The organism is Streptomyces sp. WAC07094, from assembly GCF_036320405.1.
In the GTDB taxonomy this organism is placed as follows: domain Bacteria; phylum Actinomycetota; class Actinomycetes; order Streptomycetales; family Streptomycetaceae; genus Streptomyces; species Streptomyces lannensis.
Genome location: NZ_JAVMJZ010000001.1, coordinates 6,693,173 through 6,709,725 on the forward strand (window position 1 = coordinate 6,693,173; position 16,553 = coordinate 6,709,725).

The following is a 16,553-nucleotide window of genomic DNA, read 5'->3' on the forward strand; positions in this document are numbered from 1 at the left end:
ACTTGACAGCTCTGGAGAAACTCGAGCATGAACCGTAAGACTTTGGTGCTGCCGGCCGTCGTTGGTCTGCTCACCCCCGTTCTCGCCGCCTGCGGTGGGTCCGACAGCGGGGGCAGCAGCGGTGACGCCATCGTCGTCGGTACCACCGACCGGTTCACCGCCTCCAGCGACGCACCCGCGCCCCTCGACCCGGCGTACGCGTACGACGTGGGCACCTGGAACGTCCTGCGGCAGACCGTGCAGACGCTGATGGTCCAGCCCCGCGGTGACGGCGACCCCGAGCCCGAGGCCGCCGAGAGCTGCGGTTTCACCGACAGCGGCAACGAGCGCTACGCGTGCAAGCTGCGCAAGGACCTGAAGTTCGCCAACGGCGACCCGGTGACCGCTGCCGATGTGAAGTTCTCCATCGACCGTGCCCTTGCCATCAAGGCCGACAGCGGCGTCTTCGCCCTGCTGTCCACCGTGGACACCGTCGAGACGCAGGGCAAGGACGAGGTCATCTTCCACCTGAAGACCGCGGACGCCACCTTCCCGTTCAAGCTGTCGACGCCGGTCGCGGGCATCGTGAACCCCAAGGACTACGACAAGGGCAAGCTGCGCGACGGCTTCTCGGTCGACGGTTCCGGGCCGTACACGCTGCAGGCCGAGATCAAGAACAACGAGATGGTGAAGGCCACCTTCACCAAGAACCCGAACTACCAGGGTCTGCTCAGCCCGAAGAACGACAAGGTCGTGCTGGAGTCCTTCAAGGACGCCGACGGCATGGGTACCGCCCTGGACAAGGGCGCCATCGACGTCATGACCCGCACCATGGCGCCGGACCAGATCCGCAAGCTGCAGGACGACACGGACGGCAACGTCAACCTGGTCGAGATGCCGGGTCTGGAGATCCGCTACCTGGGCTTCAACACCGGTGCCGACTCGGTGAAGAGCGTGGCCGTCCGCCAGGCCATGGCCGAGGTCATCGACCGCGGCGCGCTGGTGTCCAAGGTGTACGGCACCGAGGCGCAGCCGCTGTACTCGCTCGTCCCGGCCACCATCACCGGCCACTCCAACTCCTTCCTGAACAAGTACGGCGACCCGAGCGTGGCCAAGGCCCGCGCGACGCTGGACAAGGCGAACATCAGCACCCCGGTGAAGCTGACGCTGCACTACACGACCGACCACTACGGTCCGGCCACCGCCAAGGAGTTCGACGTCCTCAAGCAGCAGCTCAACGCGAGCGGTCTGTTCGACATCAGCGTCGAGGGCACCACCTGGGACAAGTTCCGCCCGGCCGAGATCAAGGGCCAGTACGACGTCTACGGCATGGGCTGGTTCCCCGACTTCCCGGACGCGGACAACTACCTCGCGCCGTTCCTCGACAAGGACAACACCCTCGGCTCGCCGTACAACAACAGTGAGATCCGCAACAGCCTGATCCCCGCGTCCCGGCGCGAGGCCGACCGCCTGACCGCGTCGAAGAGCCTCACCGACATCCAGGACATCGTCGCCGAGGAGGTGCCGATCCTCCCGCTGTGGCAGGGCAAGCAGTACGTCGCCACCCGTGACGACATCACGGGCAGCGAGTACGCGATGAACTCCTCCTCCACGTTGCAGCTGTGGGAGCTCGGCCGCGGCGTGAGCGGCTGACCTCATGCCTGGAAGGCCCCCCGGGGATCACCCCGGGGGGCCTTCAGCTGCGTCCGCACGCTTTCGGAACTCCGGAACTCCGGCCGGCCCGTGGACCGGGCCCCGACGGTGTTCGGTTCCGGGGACCCGCGGGGGCCGAGACGGCGGTACCGACACGGGAGGGCGCCCCCATCACAAGGAAGGGGGCGCCCTCCGCGCCGCCGGGAAACCCGTGAGCCGTCGCCCTACTGGGCGCCCGGACGCACCAACCCGCTCTCGTACGCGTACACCGCGGCCTGCACCCGGTCCCGCAGCCCCAGCTTGGTGAGCACATGGCCGACGTGCGTCTTCACCGTCGTCTCGCTGACGAACAGGTCGGCGGCGATCTCGGCGTTGGACAACCCGCGCGCCACCAGCTTCAGCACCTCCACCTCGCGCTCGGTGAGGGTGTGCAGGGTGTCCGGGACGGGCTCGTCCCCGGACGGCAGATGACCGGCGTACTTGTCCAGCAGCCGGCGTGTGATGCTCGGCGCGAGCATCGCCTCGCCCGCCGCGACCACCCGGATCGCCTGCACCAGCTCATGGGCGGGAGCGTCCTTGAGGAGGAAGCCGCTGGCACCGGCGCGCAGCGCCTCCACCACGTACTCGTCGAGGTCGAAGGTGGTCAGTACCAGCACCTTCGCCGGGCCGTCCCGCCCGGGGCCGGTGATCTGCCGGGTCGCCTCCACCCCGTCCATCCGAGGCATGCGGATGTCCATCAGCACCACATCGGGCTGCAGGGCACGCACCTGGTCGAGCGCCTGGAGGCCGTCTCCGGCCTCGCCGACGACCGCGATGTCCTGCTCGGCCTCCAGAATCATCCGGAAGCCAGTGCGCAGCAGCGGCTGGTCGTCGACCAGTAGGACGCGGATGGCCACGTGAGTCTCCTTCGCTAGTCCGGGCCCATTCTGCCCTGCTCGGCGTCACCCGATTCGGGCACCCCGACCGGTGCCGTGGGCGTCTGCCCGGAGTCGCCCCGCTCAGCCTCCGGCAGGCGTTCGCCGGCTGCCCGCACCGGCAGCGGATAGGGCGGGGGAGTGCCACCGAACTCGGGGCACAGGGCCTGGTGGTCGCACCAGCCGCACAACTTGGTGGGCCTCGGCCGCCAGTCACCCGAATCCGTGGCCCGGCGGATCGCCTCCCACAGCGCCAGCAGCTTCCGCTCGACACGCTCCAGGTCCGCGAGCACGGGGTCGTACGTCATCACATCGCCGCTGCCCAGATATACGAGCTGCAGCCGGCGCGGGACGAGCCCCTTCAGCCGCCACACCACCAGGGCGTAGAACTTCATCTGGAACAGCGCGCCCTCGGCGTACTCGGGCCGGGGCGCCTTGCCCGTCTTGTAGTCGACGATCCGCACCTCGCCGGTGGGCGCCACGTCCACACGGTCGATGATCCCCCGCAGCTTGAGCCCGGAATCGAGCTCCGCCTCGACGAACAGCTCCCGCTCGGCGGGCTCCAGCCGGGTCGGGTCCTCCAGCGCGAACCAGCGCTCGACGAGCTGCTCCGCCTCACCGAGCCAGCGTGCCAGCCGCTCCCCGTCCGGATCGTCGGCGAACAGCTCCAGCACCTCCGGCCGGCTCTCCCGCAGCCGGTCCCACTGGCCGGGCACCAGCGACTTGGCGCGAGGAGCGGTCCGCTCTCCGGCCGGTACGTCGAAGAGCCTCTCCAGGACCGCATGCACCAGCGTCCCCCGGGTCGCCGCCTCGCTCGGCTTCTCCGGCAGCCTGTCGATCACCCGGAACCGGTAGAGCAGCGGGCACTGCATGAAATCACTGGCACGCGAGGGCGACAGCGACCCCGGGGGCACTGCGGCCTCGGCGGACGGCTCGGCGGTGCCGTCGGTGCTGGTTTCCATGACGACAGACCATATGGCCCGCCACCGACAGTGACACAGCCGTGCCGGGCGGCGCCCGCACCGTACCGGCGTCCCCCGGCCGCCCGCCGCCTCGAGGACCGGCCGGACCCCTTCCTGTGACGGGGGTGTATCCACGCGACGACGGGGGCAACTGAGGGGGTGCCGGGGCAGAACACCGAGCGACAGCCGCATACCATCGACCACAGGCCCTCCCACCCGGCACGACCGGGGCCGGGAAACGCTTCGATCGAGGGGACATCGTGGACGAGAGCGGCGGGAGCGGACACCCGCGCCCCGGCAACGAAGGGGCGAACGACCGCGAGGCGGCCCCCGCGGCGCGCACCGCCGACCCCGCACGCCCCGAACACGACCGGGACGGCATCCACAGCCCGGCCCCGGGGGACCCGCGCGAGCAGACCGCCGCGGCGTCCTCGTCCCACGGGCGGCCGCAGGAACCGTCCGCGCCCCAGGGGGAGAACGAGCACCGCACCCCGGCCGGAGCGGGCGACCACACCCGGCCGTACCCGGACGGGCCCGCGGTGCTCCACCGGTCCCCGGACCACTCCGACGGTCCAGGAACACCCGGGCCGCACGGCGACCGCGGGGACACCCCGCCCGCCGGCGACCACCCGGCCCCGGACGGCCCCGCGCACACCCCCGACCAGGGACAGCCCACCGAGAGCGGCCCGACGTCCCCGCCCGAAGGTTCTGCGCGGCCCCGCGACCCCGCCGACACCCCGCCGACCGGACACCCCACGACGCACGGTCCGGGCCGCAGCCTCGCCCACTCGGCACCCGACGGACCGGGAAGGCCGCCGCAGCGGCCCAAGGAACCGGGCGGCGGCATCCTCATGGGCCGGCCCTTCGGCGTCCCCGTCTACGTCGCCCCCAGCTGGTTCCTCGTCGCCGCCCTGATCACCTGGGTGTTCGGCGGCCAGCTCGACCGCGTACTGCCCCAACTCGGCGCCGCCCGCTACCTGGTCTCGCTGTTCTTCGCCGTCGCCTTCTACGCCTCCGTCCTCATCCACGAACTGGCCCACACCGTGGCGGCCCTGCGCTTCAAACTGCCGGTGCGGCGCATCCAGCTCCAGTTCTTCGGAGGTGTCTCCGAGATCGAGAAGGAGGCCGAGACCCCCGGCCGCGAGTTCGTCCTCGCCTTCGTCGGACCGCTGCTCTCCCTCGTCCTGGCCGGCGTCTTCTACCTGGCCATGCTGCCCGTCCGGCCCGGCACGGTCCCCGGCGTCCTGCTGGCCGGCCTCATGATCTCCAACCTCATCGTGGCCGTCTTCAACCTGCTGCCCGGTCTGCCCCTCGACGGCGGCCGCATGCTGCGCGCCGTCGTCTGGAAAATCACCGGCAGGCCCATGAGCGGCACCGTCGCCGCCGCCTGGGTCGGCCGCGCCCTCGCCATCGCCGTGCTCATCGGACTGCCGCTGCTCACCCAGTCCGGCGCCCTCGGCTCGAGGGCGGAGGACAACGTCGGCATGGACACCGTCACCGACGCCCTGCTCGCCGCCATCCTCGCCGCGATCATCTGGACCGGAGCCGGAAACAGCCTGCGCATGGCGCGACTGCGCGAGCACCTCCCCGAACTGCGCGCACGCTCACTCACCCGCCGCGCGGTGCCCGTCCAGGGCGACACCCCTCTGTCCGAGGCCCTGCGCCGTGCGAACGAGGTAGGAGCCCGGGCCCTGGTCGTCGTCGACGCCCACGGCCGTCCCCTCTCCCTCGTACGGGAGGCGGCCATCGTCGGCGTACCCGAGCACCGCCGTCCCTGGGTCCCGGTCAGCGGCCTCGCCCAGGAGCTGAACGACGGCATGCGCGTCTCCGCGGAACTCGCCGGCGAGGCCCTCCTGGACGTGCTGCGCGCCACCCCCGCCACCGAATACCTGGTCGTCGAGGACACCGGCGAGATCTACGGCGTCCTGTCCGCCGCCGACGTCGAGCGCGCCTTCGTCAAGGCGATGGCCCGGCCCAACTGACCCCTTCTCCGCCCAAGGCCCCTCACCGGCGGGTCCCGGGCCCACCCGCACGTGGTCGGCGGCCTCCCCGGTGACCGGTAGGCTGGTCACATGTCCGAACCGACCGGTGCCGCCCGCCGTCGCGGGCCCTTCAAGGTCGGGGACCAGGTACAGCTGACCGACCCCAAGGGCCGCCACTACACGTTCACGCTCGAAGCGGGGAAGAACTTCCACACCCACAAGGGTTCCTTCCCGCACGACGAGCTGATCGGTGCTCCCGAGGGCAGCGTTGTCCGCACCACCGGGAACGTCGCCTACCTCGCGCTGCGCCCCCTGCTCCCCGACTACGTCCTGTCCATGCCCCGCGGGGCGGCAGTCGTCTATCCCAAGGACGCGGGGCAGATCCTCGCCTTCGCCGACATCTTCCCCGGCGCGCGCGTCGTGGAGGCGGGCGTCGGCTCCGGCTCCCTCAGCAGCTTCCTGCTGCGCGCCATCGGCGACCAGGGCATGCTGCACAGCTACGAGCGCCGCGCGGACTTCGCCGAGATCGCCCAGCAGAACGTGGAACGCTACTTCGGCGGCCCGCACCCCGCCTGGCAGCTCACCGTCGGCGACCTCCAGGACAACCTCAGCGACACCGACGTCGACCGCGTCATCCTCGACATGCTCGCCCCCTGGGAGTGCCTGGAAGCCGTCTCCAAGGCGCTCGTCCCCGGCGGCATCCTGTGCTGCTACGTGGCCACCACCACCCAGCTCGCCCGGACCGTCGAGTCCATCCGCGAGATCGGCTGCTTCAACGAGCCGACCTCATGGGAGACGATGATCCGCAACTGGCACATCGAAGGCCTGGCCGTGCGCCCCGACCACCGGATGATCGGCCACACCGGTTTCCTCCTCACCGCCCGCCGGCTCGCCGACGGCGTCGAGCCGCCCATGCGCCGCCGCCGGCCCGCCAAGGGCGCCTACGGCGAGGACTACGCAGGCCCCAACGCCGACGGAGGCGCCGGTCACTGACCCGCACTCCCGCCGCAGCCAACGGACGAGCGCCGTGGCCCAGTTCCCGCAGACATCGCGGAAACGGGCCACGGCGCTCGTCCGTTGAGGCCCCGCAGTACACCGGGAGTTGACGGGACGCCAGAAGTACCGCCCCCGCCGTTCCGCCTCGATGTGACGTGTGGCACGATGCGGTCCACCCCCACCGGCACAGCTCTCACAGGAGAAACTTCTCGCGTGCAGCACCCCGCCGTTCCGGAACTCGCTCACACCACCCCACGGCCCATCCACTGGGTCGCCACGGCCACCGCCGTCTCCGGCGTGATCGCCCTGTCATCCATGCTGCACCCCGGCTCCGCGACGGCGGCCCAGCCCCCGGGAGGGACCAAGGCGGCACAGGCCACCGCGGCAGCACCGGACCCCGCCAAGGCCGACATCCCGCTCGACTGCGGCCCGGTCAAGCTCGTCGTCGTGAAGAAGGCCACCGGCGACCTCGACGGCGACGGCCGCCCCGAAACCGTCGTGGTGGCCCACTGCGACGCGAGCATGGGGACCCCGCCCGACGGCGTCTACGTCCTCACCCAGGCCGCGGGCACCACCGAACCCCGGGTGGTCGCCACCCTGGTCGACCCCAAGGACCGATCGACCGTCACCGACTTCGCCGTCCGTGACGCGGCGGTCACGGCGACCCTCCTCGGCTACTCCTCGCCCGACGTACCGAGTTGCTGCCCCGACGTGAAGACCCCCGCCCATTGGCAGTGGAAGGGCGGCGCGTTCGTCCGGTCCACGCCCTCCGGCGCACGGAGCGTGTGACGTCGCGCACCTCACCGCCGGCGCTCACCGCCGTGTGAGCGCCCGGCGGCGCGCAGGCGTCGGTACGGCGAACCCGATGTGAGGAATGAGACAGCGGATGACGCGGGGTGGCCGTGGGATCACTCCGCGTCAGGTCCGTAGATCTCCACGCTGTCCGAAATTCGACGTACATGGATGCAGTCGCCCGGGCACTCCCGCGCCGAGTCCACCACATCCGTGAGAAGTGGCAGCGGTACGGGCGTTGTGGCCCCTCTGGCCTGCAAAAGCTCGTCGTCCGGGCCCTTCACATAGGCCAGACCGTCGATGTCCAGCTCGAAGACCTCCGGAGCGTACTGGGCGCAGATACCGTCGCCGGTACACAGATCCTGGTCGATCCAGACCTCCAGCGCCTCGCCGTCCACTGCGGCCTGCTCCACGGTCATCTCCCCTGCCGTTTCCTGCGCAGAGCCCGGCCGCGGGAATCCGGCAGGCTCTGACGGGTGTTGAACACCGTGAGCCTACCTTCGGCGGCTTCCCAATCATGTTCGGTGGGTATTCCCCTGGCGTGAGGGAGAGCGCAAGGGTGAAGATCGGACACACCTCGACAGTCTTTGTGATCTAGGGGTTTCAATCGACACCCACCCAGGTAGGGTCTGGAAGCGTCCAGCTCCCCTTGGAGGAGGTGAGGACCGTGGCAGCCCACGACGACGACATGAACCGCGGCATCCGCCCGGGACGAGGGTCCGACGACCCGGCCGGGCAGATCGCCTACCTTGAGCAGGAGATCGCCGTCCTGCGACGCAAGCTCGCCGACTCTCCGCGACACACGAGGATTCTCGAAGAGCGGATCGTCGAACTGCAGACCAACCTGGCCGGCGTGTCCGCACAGAACGAGCGACTCGCCAACACGCTCCGTGAGGCCCGCGACCAGATCGTGGCCCTCAAGGAGGAGGTCGACCGGCTCGCACAGCCACCGGCCGGCTTCGGTGTGTTCCTGCAGGCGATCGAGGACGGCACGGCCGACATCTTCACCGGCGGCCGCAAGCTCCGCGTGAACGTCAGCCCCAGCGTGGAGCTCGACGAGCTCCGCCGCGGCCAGGAAGTGATGCTCAACGAAGCGCTCAACGTGGTCGAGGCCATGGAATACGAGCGGGTCGGGGACATCGTCACCCTCAAGGAAATCCTCGAGGACGGCGAGCGCGCCCTGGTGCTCGGGCACACCGACGAGGAGCGGGTGGTACGGCTCGCCGAGCCGCTGCTGGACGTCACCATCCGTCCCGGCGACGCCCTGCTGCTCGAACCGCGCTCGGGCTATGTCTACGAGGTCGTGCCCAAGAGCGAGGTCGAGGAACTCGTCCTCGAAGAGGTACCCGACATCGGCTACGAGCAGATCGGCGGTCTGGCCGGCCAGATCGAGGCCATCCGCGACGCGGTCGAGCTCCCGTACCTCTACCCCGACCTGTTCAAGGAGCACGAACTGCGGCCGCCCAAGGGCGTCCTGCTGTACGGGCCTCCCGGATGCGGAAAGACGCTCATCGCCAAGGCCGTGGCCAACTCACTGGCCAAGAAGGTCGCCGAAGTCACCGGCCAGGCGGCGGGCAAGAGCTTCTTCCTCAACATCAAGGGTCCCGAGCTGCTGAACAAGTACGTCGGCGAGACCGAACGGCAGATCCGCCTCGTCTTCCAGCGCGCCCGTGAGAAGGCCAGCGAGGGCACCCCCGTCATCGTCTTCTTCGACGAGATGGAGTCCCTCTTCCGTACCCGTGGCTCCGGTGTCAGCTCGGACGTGGAGAACACCATCGTCCCTCAGCTGCTCGCCGAGATCGACGGTGTGGAAGGCCTGCAGAACGTGGTGGTCATCGGCGCCTCCAACCGCGAGGACATGATCGACCCCGCCATCCTGCGGCCCGGCCGCCTCGATGTGAAGATCAAGATCGAACGTCCGGACGCCGAAGCGGCCAAGGACATCTTCGGGAAGTACCTCACCGAGAGGCTTCCGCTGCACGGCGAGGACGTCGGCGAGCACGGAGGCGACAAGTCGGCCACCGTCCACGGCATGATCCAGACCGCCGTGGAGCAGATGTACGCCGAATCGGACGAGAACCGCTTCCTCGAGGTGACCTACGCCAACGGCGACAAGGAAGTCCTCTACTTCAAGGACTTCAATTCCGGCGCCATGATCGAGAACATCGTCGGCCGCGCCAAGAAGATGGCGATCAAGGACTTCCTGGAACACAACCAGAAGGGCCTGCGCGTCTCCCACCTCCTCCAGGCGTGTGTGGACGAGTTCAAGGAGAACGAGGACCTTCCCAACACCACCAACCCCGACGACTGGGCCCGGATCTCCGGAAAGAAGGGCGAACGGATCGTCTACATCCGTACCCTCATCACCGGAAAGCAGGGCGCGGACACCGGACGCTCCATCGACACGGTGGCGAACACCGGCCAGTACCTGTAAAAGGCCGGGGCGGCTGCGGGTGCCCTCACCGGGTGCCCGCAGCCGACTGCTTTTCCGGCACGGCTGGAGCAAGGCAATGACGCAAATGATCTCCCCACCAGCGCAAAGGCGTTCTAGGCTCTTCGTACCGCCGCGTCGCGCCGTGCGGGGACGGGCACCGCACGCGCACCGGAGCACCAGCGGTATCTGAGCGCCGCCCCCGACCGAGGGCGCCGCCGGGCAAGGAGGGCCGCATGACCGTACGGCGAGTAATGGGCATCGAGACGGAGTACGGCATCTCCGTCCCCGGGCACCCCAACGCCAATGCCATGCTCACCTCGTCCCAGATCGTCAACGCCTACGCGGCGGCGATGCACCGGGCCCGCCGGGCCCGCTGGGACTTCGAGGAGGAGAACCCGCTGCGGGACGCGCGAGGCTTCGACCTCGCGCGCGAGGCCGCCGACGCCAGCCAGCTCACCGACGAGGACATCGGCCTCGCCAACGTGATCCTCACCAACGGCGCACGGCTCTACGTCGACCACGCACACCCCGAGTACAGCGCGCCCGAGGTGACCAATCCCCGGGACGCCGTCCTCTGGGACAAGGCCGGCGAGCGGATCATGGCCGAGGCGGCCGAACGGGCCGCCCAGCTCCCCGGAGCCCAGCCGATCCACCTCTACAAGAACAACACCGACAACAAGGGCGCCTCCTACGGCACGCACGAGAACTACCTGATGAAGCGGGAGACCCCCTTCTCGGACATCGTGCGCCACCTCACGCCGTTCTTCGTCTCCCGCCAGGTCTTCGCCGGTGCGGGCCGCGTCGGCATCGGCCAGGACGGACACGAGCACGGGTTCCAGCTCAGTCAGCGCGCCGACTACTTCGAGGTCGAAGTGGGCCTCGAGACGACGCTGAAACGCCCCATCATCAACACCCGGGACGAACCCCACGCCGACGCGGAGAAATACCGCCGTCTGCACGTGATCATCGGCGACGCGAACCTCTCCGAGATCTCGACCTACCTCAAGCTCGGTACCACCGCGCTGGTCCTGTCGATGATCGAGGACGGCTTCATCGCCGTGGACCTGGCGGTCGACCAGCCGGTTCGCACCCTGCACCAGGTCTCCCACGACCCCACGCTCAAGCACCTCGTCACTCTCCGCAGCGGCCGGACACTCACCGCCGTCCAGCTCCAGATGGAGTACTACGAGCTGTCGCGCAAGTACGTGGAGGAGCGGTTCGGCGGCGACGCCGACGAACAGACCAGGGACGTCCTCACCCGTTGGGAGGACACCCTGAACCGGCTGGAGAGGGACCCCATGAGTCTCGCCGGCGAACTCGACTGGGTCGCCAAGCGGGAGCTCATGGAGGGCTACCGGCGCCGCGACAGCCTCGACTGGGACGCCGCGAGGCTCCACCTGGTCGACCTCCAGTACGCGGACGTACGCGCCGAGAAGGGCCTCTACAACCGTCTGGTGGCCCGGGGACGCATGAAGCGCCTCCTGGGCGAGGACGACGTCGAGCGGGCCCGTACGAAGCCGCCGGAGGACACCCGGGCCTACTTCCGCGGCCGGTGCCTCGAGCAGTACGCGGACGACGTCGCCGCCGCGTCCTGGGACTCGGTGATCTTCGACCTGCCGGGCAGGGACTCGCTACAGCGGGTGCCAACCCTGGAACCGCTTCGCGGAACGCGTAATCACGTCAAGGAACTCCTTGACCGATGCCGCACGGCCGAGGACCTGGTCAGGGTCCTGTCCGGGAGCTGACCGGGTACCCCCGGACGGTACCGGTCGGACGGGGTGGAGAACCCCATGGAAGGGAATCATCGAGGTGGCCCCCGTACGTTGGAGTAACTGCGGGGCCGATGTCAGACCGGGCTTGTAGGGTCTGATCATCACCGATCGGCAGAAATGCCGACCATGTCGGGCGAACTGAGCGGGGTGAGGGTTATGGCGACCAAGGACACCGGCGGCGGGCAGCAGAAGGCCACGCGCTCCACGGAGGAGGTCGAGGAGCAGGCGCAGGACGCGCAGGGCTCCGAGGACCTCAAGGAGCGACAGGAGAAGCTGAGCGACGACGTGGACTCGGTTCTGGACGAGATCGACGACGTCCTGGAGGAGAATGCCGAGGACTTCGTGCGCTCCTTCGTGCAAAAAGGCGGGCAGTGAGCTCATTTTTCCTTCGAATCGAAGGTAAGTGGGGGGCTGACGTTGTCTGGAGACGAGGGCGTGAAGCGCTGCTCGCGGTGTCGGCAGCACAAGCCGCGAGCAGCGTTCGCGCGCAATAAGGCCATGCGTGACGGATTGCAGGCCTACTGCAGGGAGTGCGTGGCTGCGTACCACCAGCAGCGGCAGGTGGCCAAAGGGCGCAACATCCGACCGCGGGTGGACGCGCCCGAGGGGCACAAGTACTGCCGGACCTGCGGGGAGATCAAGCCTCACAGCGAGTGGCATCGCAATGCGACCGCGTCCGATGGTCTGTCCACGCGCTGCAAGGCGTGTCGAGCGGTCCAGGGGCGCGTGGGTCATCTGAAGCGCCACTACGGATTGACCCAGGCCGAGCGTGACGAGATGGTCGCGTCTCAAAGAGGACTCTGCGTGATCTGCCTGAAAGCTCCGGCTGTCCATGTGGATCACTGCCACGAGACGGGTAAGGTCCGTGGCGTACTGTGCTTCAACTGCAATTCGGCCATCGGCAAGTTGGGAGATGATCCCGACGCAGTTCGTCGGGCTGCCGCCTATCTGGAAGGAACTTCGTGGAAGCCAACCCTCGTAGCACCGGGCGTCTACCAGCTGCCTTCCTGACGCCCGGGTCGTCGTCCTTCATGGACTTCCTGTCGGACCACCAGCCGGAGATGCTGCCCGGCAAGCGGCAGCTGCCCCCCACCCAGGGCGTGATCGAGGCCCCGCACGGGACGACGATCGTGGCCGTCGCGTTCCCCGGCGGTGTGGTGCTCGCCGGTGACCGCAGGGCGACCATGGGCAATGTGATCGCGCAGCGGGACATCGAGAAGGTGTTCCCGGCGGACGAGTACTCGGCGGTGGGCATCGCCGGTACGGCGGGTCTCGCCGTGGAGATGGTGAAGCTGTTCCAGCTGGAGCTGGAGCATTTCGAGAAGGTCGAGGGTGCCCAGCTCTCCCTGGAGGGCAAGGCGAACCGCCTGTCGACCATGATCCGTTCCAACCTCGGCATGGCCATGCAGGGCCTGGCCGTGGTGCCGCTCTTCGCCGGTTATGACGTGGACCGGGAGAAGGGCCGTATTTTCTCGTACGACGTGACGGGCGGCCGCTCGGAGGAGCACGGGTTCGCGGCGACGGGCTCCGGCTCGATCTTCGCGCGCGGCGCCATGAAGAAGCTTTTCCGTGATGATCTGAACGAGGAGCAGGCGACCACCCTGGTTGTTCAGGCTTTGTACGACGCGGCAGACGACGACTCGGCGACCGGTGGTCCCGATGTCGCCCGCCGGATCTATCCGGTCGTCACTGTGATCACCGAGGACGGTTTCCGCAGGCTCACCGAGGACGAGGCGGGTGAGATCGCCCGGGCGGTGCTGCAGCGTCGTCTGGAGCAGCCGGACGGCCCCAGGGCCGCTCTGCTCTGACGCCTGACCCGGTGGTTTCCAAGGTGATCGAGTGACTTCGACAGGAAGGGACGGATAACCGGTGTCGACGCCGTTCTATGTCTCCCCCCAGCAGGCCATGGCCGACCGGGCGGAGTACGCCCGTAAGGGCATCGCGCGCGGCCGCAGTCTGGTCGTGATGCAGTACGCCGACGGCATCGTGTTCGTCGGTGAGAACCCGTCCCGGGCATTGCACAAGTTCAGCGAGATCTATGACCGGATCGGTTTTGCGGCCGCCGGCAAGTACAACGAGTACGAGAATCTGCGTATCGGCGGGGTCCGGTATGCGGACCTGCGGGGTTACACGTACGACCGTGACGATGTGACGGCCCGCGGTCTTGCCAACGTCTATGCGCAGACGCTGGGCACGATCTTCTCGAGTGCGGCGGAGAAGCCGTACGAGGTGGAGTTGGTGGTCGCCGAGGTGGGGGAGACCCCGGAGGGCGACCAGATCTACCGTCTGCCGCACGACGGGTCGATCGTGGACGAGCACGGCTCGGTCGCGGTGGGCGGTAACGCGGAGCAGATCAGCAGTTTCCTGGATCAGCGTCACCGTGAGGGCATGACGCTGGCGGAGGCGTTGAAGCTGGCCGTTCAGGCGCTGTCGCGTGACACGAACGGCAGTGAGCGGGAGATTCCCGCGGAGCGCCTGGAGGTCGCGCTTCTGGACCGTACGCGTCCGCAGAAGCGGAAGTTCAGGCGGATCGTGGGCCGTCAGCTGGCGCGGCTGCTGGAGGCGAACGGTGCGGCCACCGCCGCGGAGGCCGAGGACGTCGAGGGCGCCGAGGACGAGGAGTGATCGCCGGCGCCGCTCCGTGAGGGGTCGGCGCCTGGTTTCGACGCCGTGTGTCCCGGCCCGGAAGAGGGTCGGGGCACACGGCGTTCGTGGTCAGGGGCCCGGTGGCGCCGTGGAGCCGCGGACGACGAGTTCGACGGGGATGGCGTCCTGGGCGGGTGTGCGGCCCTCCAGGACGGCGAGGAGGGCCTGCATGCCGCGTTCGCCGAAGAGTTCGGCGTCGAGGCGGACGGTGGTCAGCTCGGGGTCGATGGCGGTGGCGAGTGCGAGGTCGTCGACTCCGGTGATGGAGAGGTCGTCGGGGATGCGCAGGCCGAGGCGCCGGGCGGCCTTGTAGGCGCCTGCGGCCAGGGCGGATTCGGTGGCTGTGAGGGCGTCTTCGATGGAGATGGGCGCCCGGGTGCTGCCGAGGCTTGTGCCGGGTGCCTGGGCGAGGCGTGTGGCGAGGGAGCGGGCGCGGGTGTCGAAGGTCCAGGAGGGGATGCCGGCGGCGAGGTGGAGGAAGCGCCGGTGGCCGAGTGCGAGCAGGTGTTCGGCCACTTGGCGCAGGCCGTCGGCGATGTCGAGGTTGACGGTTGCGGCGCCGAGGCTTCCCCGGGGGTCGCTGTCGAGCATGACGAGGGGGAGCTGGTCGCCCCGGATGGCGTTGAGGGCTTCCGGGGCCATGGAGGAGGCGATGACACCGTCGAGGGCGGCCTGCGCGGAGTGGAAGGGGTCCTTGGCGGGGCCGACGCCTTCGGGTGAGGGGTAGAGGACCATGCCGAATCCGTGTTCGGCGGCGACGCGGGCGGCGCCCGTGTAGACGCCGGCGAAGAATTCAGTGGTGAGCGCCGGGACGACGAGCAGGACGGTGCGGGTGCGGCCGAGCCGGAGGTTGCGGGCGGCGAGGTTGGGGCGGTAGCCGAGTTCGCGCGCGGCTTCGCGGACCCGTTCGGCGGTGGTCTCGGAGACGCGCCCGCGCCATTTGCCGCCGAGGACGAGGGAGACGGCGGCCTGGGAGACTCCGGCGACCTGGGCGACATCGCGGCTGGTGGGGCGCGTGCTACCTGGTGCCACCGTGGGCCTGCTCTTTCGTCTGGACTCCTGGACAGCGCACATGGTACGTATGGCGGACGACGTTATACGTACAACCTCCCCAGTGGCCGACTGGCCGACGGCGACGAGGCGCACAAGAAGGGACGGGGCATGGCCGCGGGATACCTGGAGATCCTCAGGGCGAGGCACGCCGTGCGTCTGCTCACCGGAACACTGGTGGGCCGGCTCCCGAACGCGACCGCGGCGATCGCCGTGGTGCTGTTCGTGCGGGCCGAGGGCGGCACCTACAGCTTCGCCGGCGCGCTCGCGGCGGTGTACGGGGTGGCGAACGCCGTGGGCCAGCCGCTGTTGGGCCGACTGGTCGATCTGCACGGTCAGCCGCGTGTGCAGCTGCCGGCCGCGATCGTCTCGGGCCTCGCGATGGCCGGGTTCGCCCTGGCGGGTGTCGCGTCACCCGTACTGGCGTACGCGGCCATGATCGTCGCGGGGCTGTTCACACCGCCCCTGGAGGGCGGACTGCGGGCGCTGTGGCCGGTGGTGCTGCGCCGTGACGCTCAGGTGCCCACGGCATACGCGCTGGACGCCGTCGCCCAGGAGGTGATGTTCACCGTGGGCCCGCTGCTGGTGACCGCCTGCGTGGCGCTGTGGTCCGCCCGGGTGGCGCTCGTCGTGATCAACGTCATCGGGGTGCTGGGGGCACTCTCCGTGGTCGTGTCGCCGCCCTCGCGGGCGTGGCGTTCGGGGCCGCGCGAGGCGCACTGGCTCGGTGCCCTGCGCTCGCCGGGGCTGCTGGCGCTGCTCGGCGCGTTCCTGTTCGTGGGCATCGCGCTGGGCTCCATCACGGTGGCGGCGGTGTCGTACGCGGACGGTCACGGCGGTGACGGGGTGTACGGCTGGCTGATGGCCGCCCTGGGGCTGGGCGCCCTGGTCGGCGGGACGGCGTACGGGGTGCGGCAGTGGCCCGGTGCGCCGGAGCGGCGACTGCGTGTGCTCGTGGGGCTTCTGGCGGTGTGTTACCTGCCCCTGATGCTGATGCCGGGGGCGGTCGCCATGGTGCTGCTCACGGTGCTCGCCGGGGTCTTCCTGGCGCCGTGCATCGCCTGCGCGTTCATCATCGTCGACCGGCACGCACCGGGCGGCACGGTCACCGAGGCGTTCTCCTGGCTTGTCACGACGTTCACGGTGGGGGCGTCGGTCGGGACGGGCCTCGCGGGACCGGTCGTGCAGGCGGGTGGCGCCCTGTGGGGGTTCGCGGTGCCGGGTGCCGCCGGGGCCGTGTCCCTGCTGGTCCTCCTGGCGACGGGAGGGGTCCTCGCAGCTCCTGCCGGGGGTGCGGTGGTTGCGCCTTCACCGGAAAATGATCCAAACCGTGCCGTCGAACCCCGTTTCAGCTCGGGGGATCGGGCGTAATG

General features: G+C 69.5%; 15 protein-coding genes. 11 read left to right on the plus strand and 4 right to left on the minus strand.

Features of this window, described 5'->3' with window-relative positions:
- The first annotated feature begins 27 nt into the window (after positions 1-27).
- Complete coding sequence (locus RCR19_RS29680; protein WP_331267918.1) at positions 28-1,632, plus strand: ABC transporter substrate-binding protein; 1,605 nt, start codon at positions 28-30, stop codon at positions 1,630-1,632.
- 224 nt (positions 1,633-1,856) lie between these two features.
- Here the strand turns inward: RCR19_RS29680 and RCR19_RS29685 are convergent, their stop codons facing one another.
- Together RCR19_RS29685 and RCR19_RS29690 are read right to left on the minus strand one after the other, a co-directional pair.
- Positions 1,857-2,528 (minus strand): response regulator transcription factor, encoded by a 672-nt coding sequence (locus tag RCR19_RS29685; RefSeq protein WP_220294710.1) that lies wholly within the window; start codon positions 2,526-2,528, stop codon positions 1,857-1,859.
- Between the two features lie 14 nt (positions 2,529-2,542).
- Complete coding sequence (locus tag RCR19_RS29690; protein ID WP_331267919.1) at positions 2,543-3,508, minus strand: RecB family exonuclease; 966 nt, start codon at positions 3,506-3,508, stop codon at positions 2,543-2,545.
- A gap of 260 nt (positions 3,509-3,768) precedes the next feature.
- Between RCR19_RS29690 and RCR19_RS29695 the strand changes: the two genes are divergently transcribed.
- The 3 genes from RCR19_RS29695 to RCR19_RS29705 all read left to right on the plus strand — a co-directional run bounded on the left by RCR19_RS29695 (position 3,769) and on the right by RCR19_RS29705 (position 7,275).
- The gene (locus RCR19_RS29695) at positions 3,769-5,490 is read left to right on the plus strand and encodes a site-2 protease family protein (RefSeq protein WP_331267920.1); all 1,722 of its coding nucleotides are present in this window, start codon (positions 3,769-3,771) and stop codon (positions 5,488-5,490) included.
- Positions 5,491-5,580: 90 nt separating this feature from the next.
- Complete coding sequence (locus tag RCR19_RS29700) at positions 5,581-6,483, plus strand: tRNA (adenine-N1)-methyltransferase (protein WP_059125693.1); 903 nt, start codon at positions 5,581-5,583, stop codon at positions 6,481-6,483.
- Positions 6,484-6,699: 216 nt separating this feature from the next.
- Complete coding sequence (locus RCR19_RS29705; RefSeq protein ID WP_331267921.1) at positions 6,700-7,275, plus strand: hypothetical protein; 576 nt, start codon at positions 6,700-6,702, stop codon at positions 7,273-7,275.
- Between the two features lie 119 nt (positions 7,276-7,394).
- On the opposite strand, the gene RCR19_RS29710 is transcribed toward RCR19_RS29705, so the two are convergent.
- Positions 7,395-7,697, minus strand: coding sequence for a ferredoxin (locus RCR19_RS29710; protein WP_331267922.1), 303 nt, complete (start codon positions 7,695-7,697; stop codon positions 7,395-7,397).
- 248 nt (positions 7,698-7,945) lie between these two features.
- Here RCR19_RS29710 and arc point away from each other — a divergent pair, with 248 nt between their 5' ends.
- The 6 genes from arc to prcA all read left to right on the plus strand — a co-directional run bounded on the left by arc (position 7,946) and on the right by prcA (position 14,109).
- Complete coding sequence (gene arc / locus RCR19_RS29715) at positions 7,946-9,712, plus strand: proteasome ATPase (protein WP_331267923.1); 1,767 nt, start codon at positions 7,946-7,948, stop codon at positions 9,710-9,712.
- A gap of 233 nt (positions 9,713-9,945) precedes the next feature.
- Positions 9,946-11,457: a depupylase/deamidase Dop gene (gene dop, locus RCR19_RS29720; RefSeq protein WP_348541439.1), complete on the plus strand. Its 1,512-nt coding sequence runs from the start codon at positions 9,946-9,948 to the stop codon at positions 11,455-11,457.
- A 183-nt stretch (positions 11,458-11,640) separates the two neighbouring features.
- Positions 11,641-11,859, plus strand: a complete 219-nt coding sequence (locus RCR19_RS29725; RefSeq protein WP_031108679.1) for a ubiquitin-like protein Pup — start codon at positions 11,641-11,643, stop codon at positions 11,857-11,859.
- A gap of 42 nt (positions 11,860-11,901) precedes the next feature.
- Positions 11,902-12,495, plus strand: coding sequence for an endonuclease VII domain-containing protein (locus RCR19_RS29730; RefSeq protein WP_331267924.1), 594 nt, complete (start codon positions 11,902-11,904; stop codon positions 12,493-12,495).
- Positions 12,447-13,292 (plus strand): proteasome subunit beta, encoded by an 846-nt coding sequence (prcB, locus tag RCR19_RS29735; RefSeq protein ID WP_331267925.1) that lies wholly within the window; start codon positions 12,447-12,449, stop codon positions 13,290-13,292. Before RCR19_RS29730 ends, prcB begins: the two co-directional genes overlap by 49 nt.
- A gap of 61 nt (positions 13,293-13,353) precedes the next feature.
- Positions 13,354-14,109: a proteasome subunit alpha gene (gene prcA / locus RCR19_RS29740; protein ID WP_331267926.1), complete on the plus strand. Its 756-nt coding sequence runs from the start codon at positions 13,354-13,356 to the stop codon at positions 14,107-14,109.
- Between the two features lie 90 nt (positions 14,110-14,199).
- Here the strand turns inward: prcA and RCR19_RS29745 are convergent, their stop codons facing one another.
- Positions 14,200-15,162, minus strand: a complete 963-nt coding sequence (locus RCR19_RS29745; protein ID WP_331267927.1) for a LacI family DNA-binding transcriptional regulator — start codon at positions 15,160-15,162, stop codon at positions 14,200-14,202.
- Positions 15,163-15,291: 129 nt separating this feature from the next.
- Here RCR19_RS29745 and RCR19_RS29750 point away from each other — a divergent pair, with 129 nt between their 5' ends.
- Positions 15,292-16,551 (plus strand): MFS transporter, encoded by a 1,260-nt coding sequence (locus RCR19_RS29750; RefSeq protein WP_331267928.1) that lies wholly within the window; start codon positions 15,292-15,294, stop codon positions 16,549-16,551.
- Positions 16,552-16,553 lie beyond the last annotated feature (2 nt).

Bases quoted from the DNA above. Each gene is read 5' to 3' on its own strand.
- RCR19_RS29680 (WP_331267918.1), top strand. From the start codon at position 28: ATGAACCGTAAGACTTTGGTGCTGCCGGCCGTCGTTGGTCTGCTCACC.
- RCR19_RS29690 (WP_331267919.1), bottom strand. From the start codon at position 3,508: ATGGAAACCAGCACCGACGGCACCGCCGAGCCGTCCGCCGAGGCCGCA.
- RCR19_RS29700 (WP_059125693.1), top strand. From the start codon at position 5,581: ATGTCCGAACCGACCGGTGCCGCCCGCCGTCGCGGGCCCTTCAAGGTC.
- RCR19_RS29710 (WP_331267922.1), bottom strand. From the start codon at position 7,697: ATGACCGTGGAGCAGGCCGCAGTGGACGGCGAGGCGCTGGAGGTCTGG.
- dop (WP_348541439.1), top strand. From the start codon at position 9,946: ATGACCGTACGGCGAGTAATGGGCATCGAGACGGAGTACGGCATCTCC.
- RCR19_RS29725 (WP_031108679.1), top strand. From the start codon at position 11,641: ATGGCGACCAAGGACACCGGCGGCGGGCAGCAGAAGGCCACGCGCTCC.
- RCR19_RS29750 (WP_331267928.1), top strand. From the start codon at position 15,292: ATGGCCGCGGGATACCTGGAGATCCTCAGGGCGAGGCACGCCGTGCGT.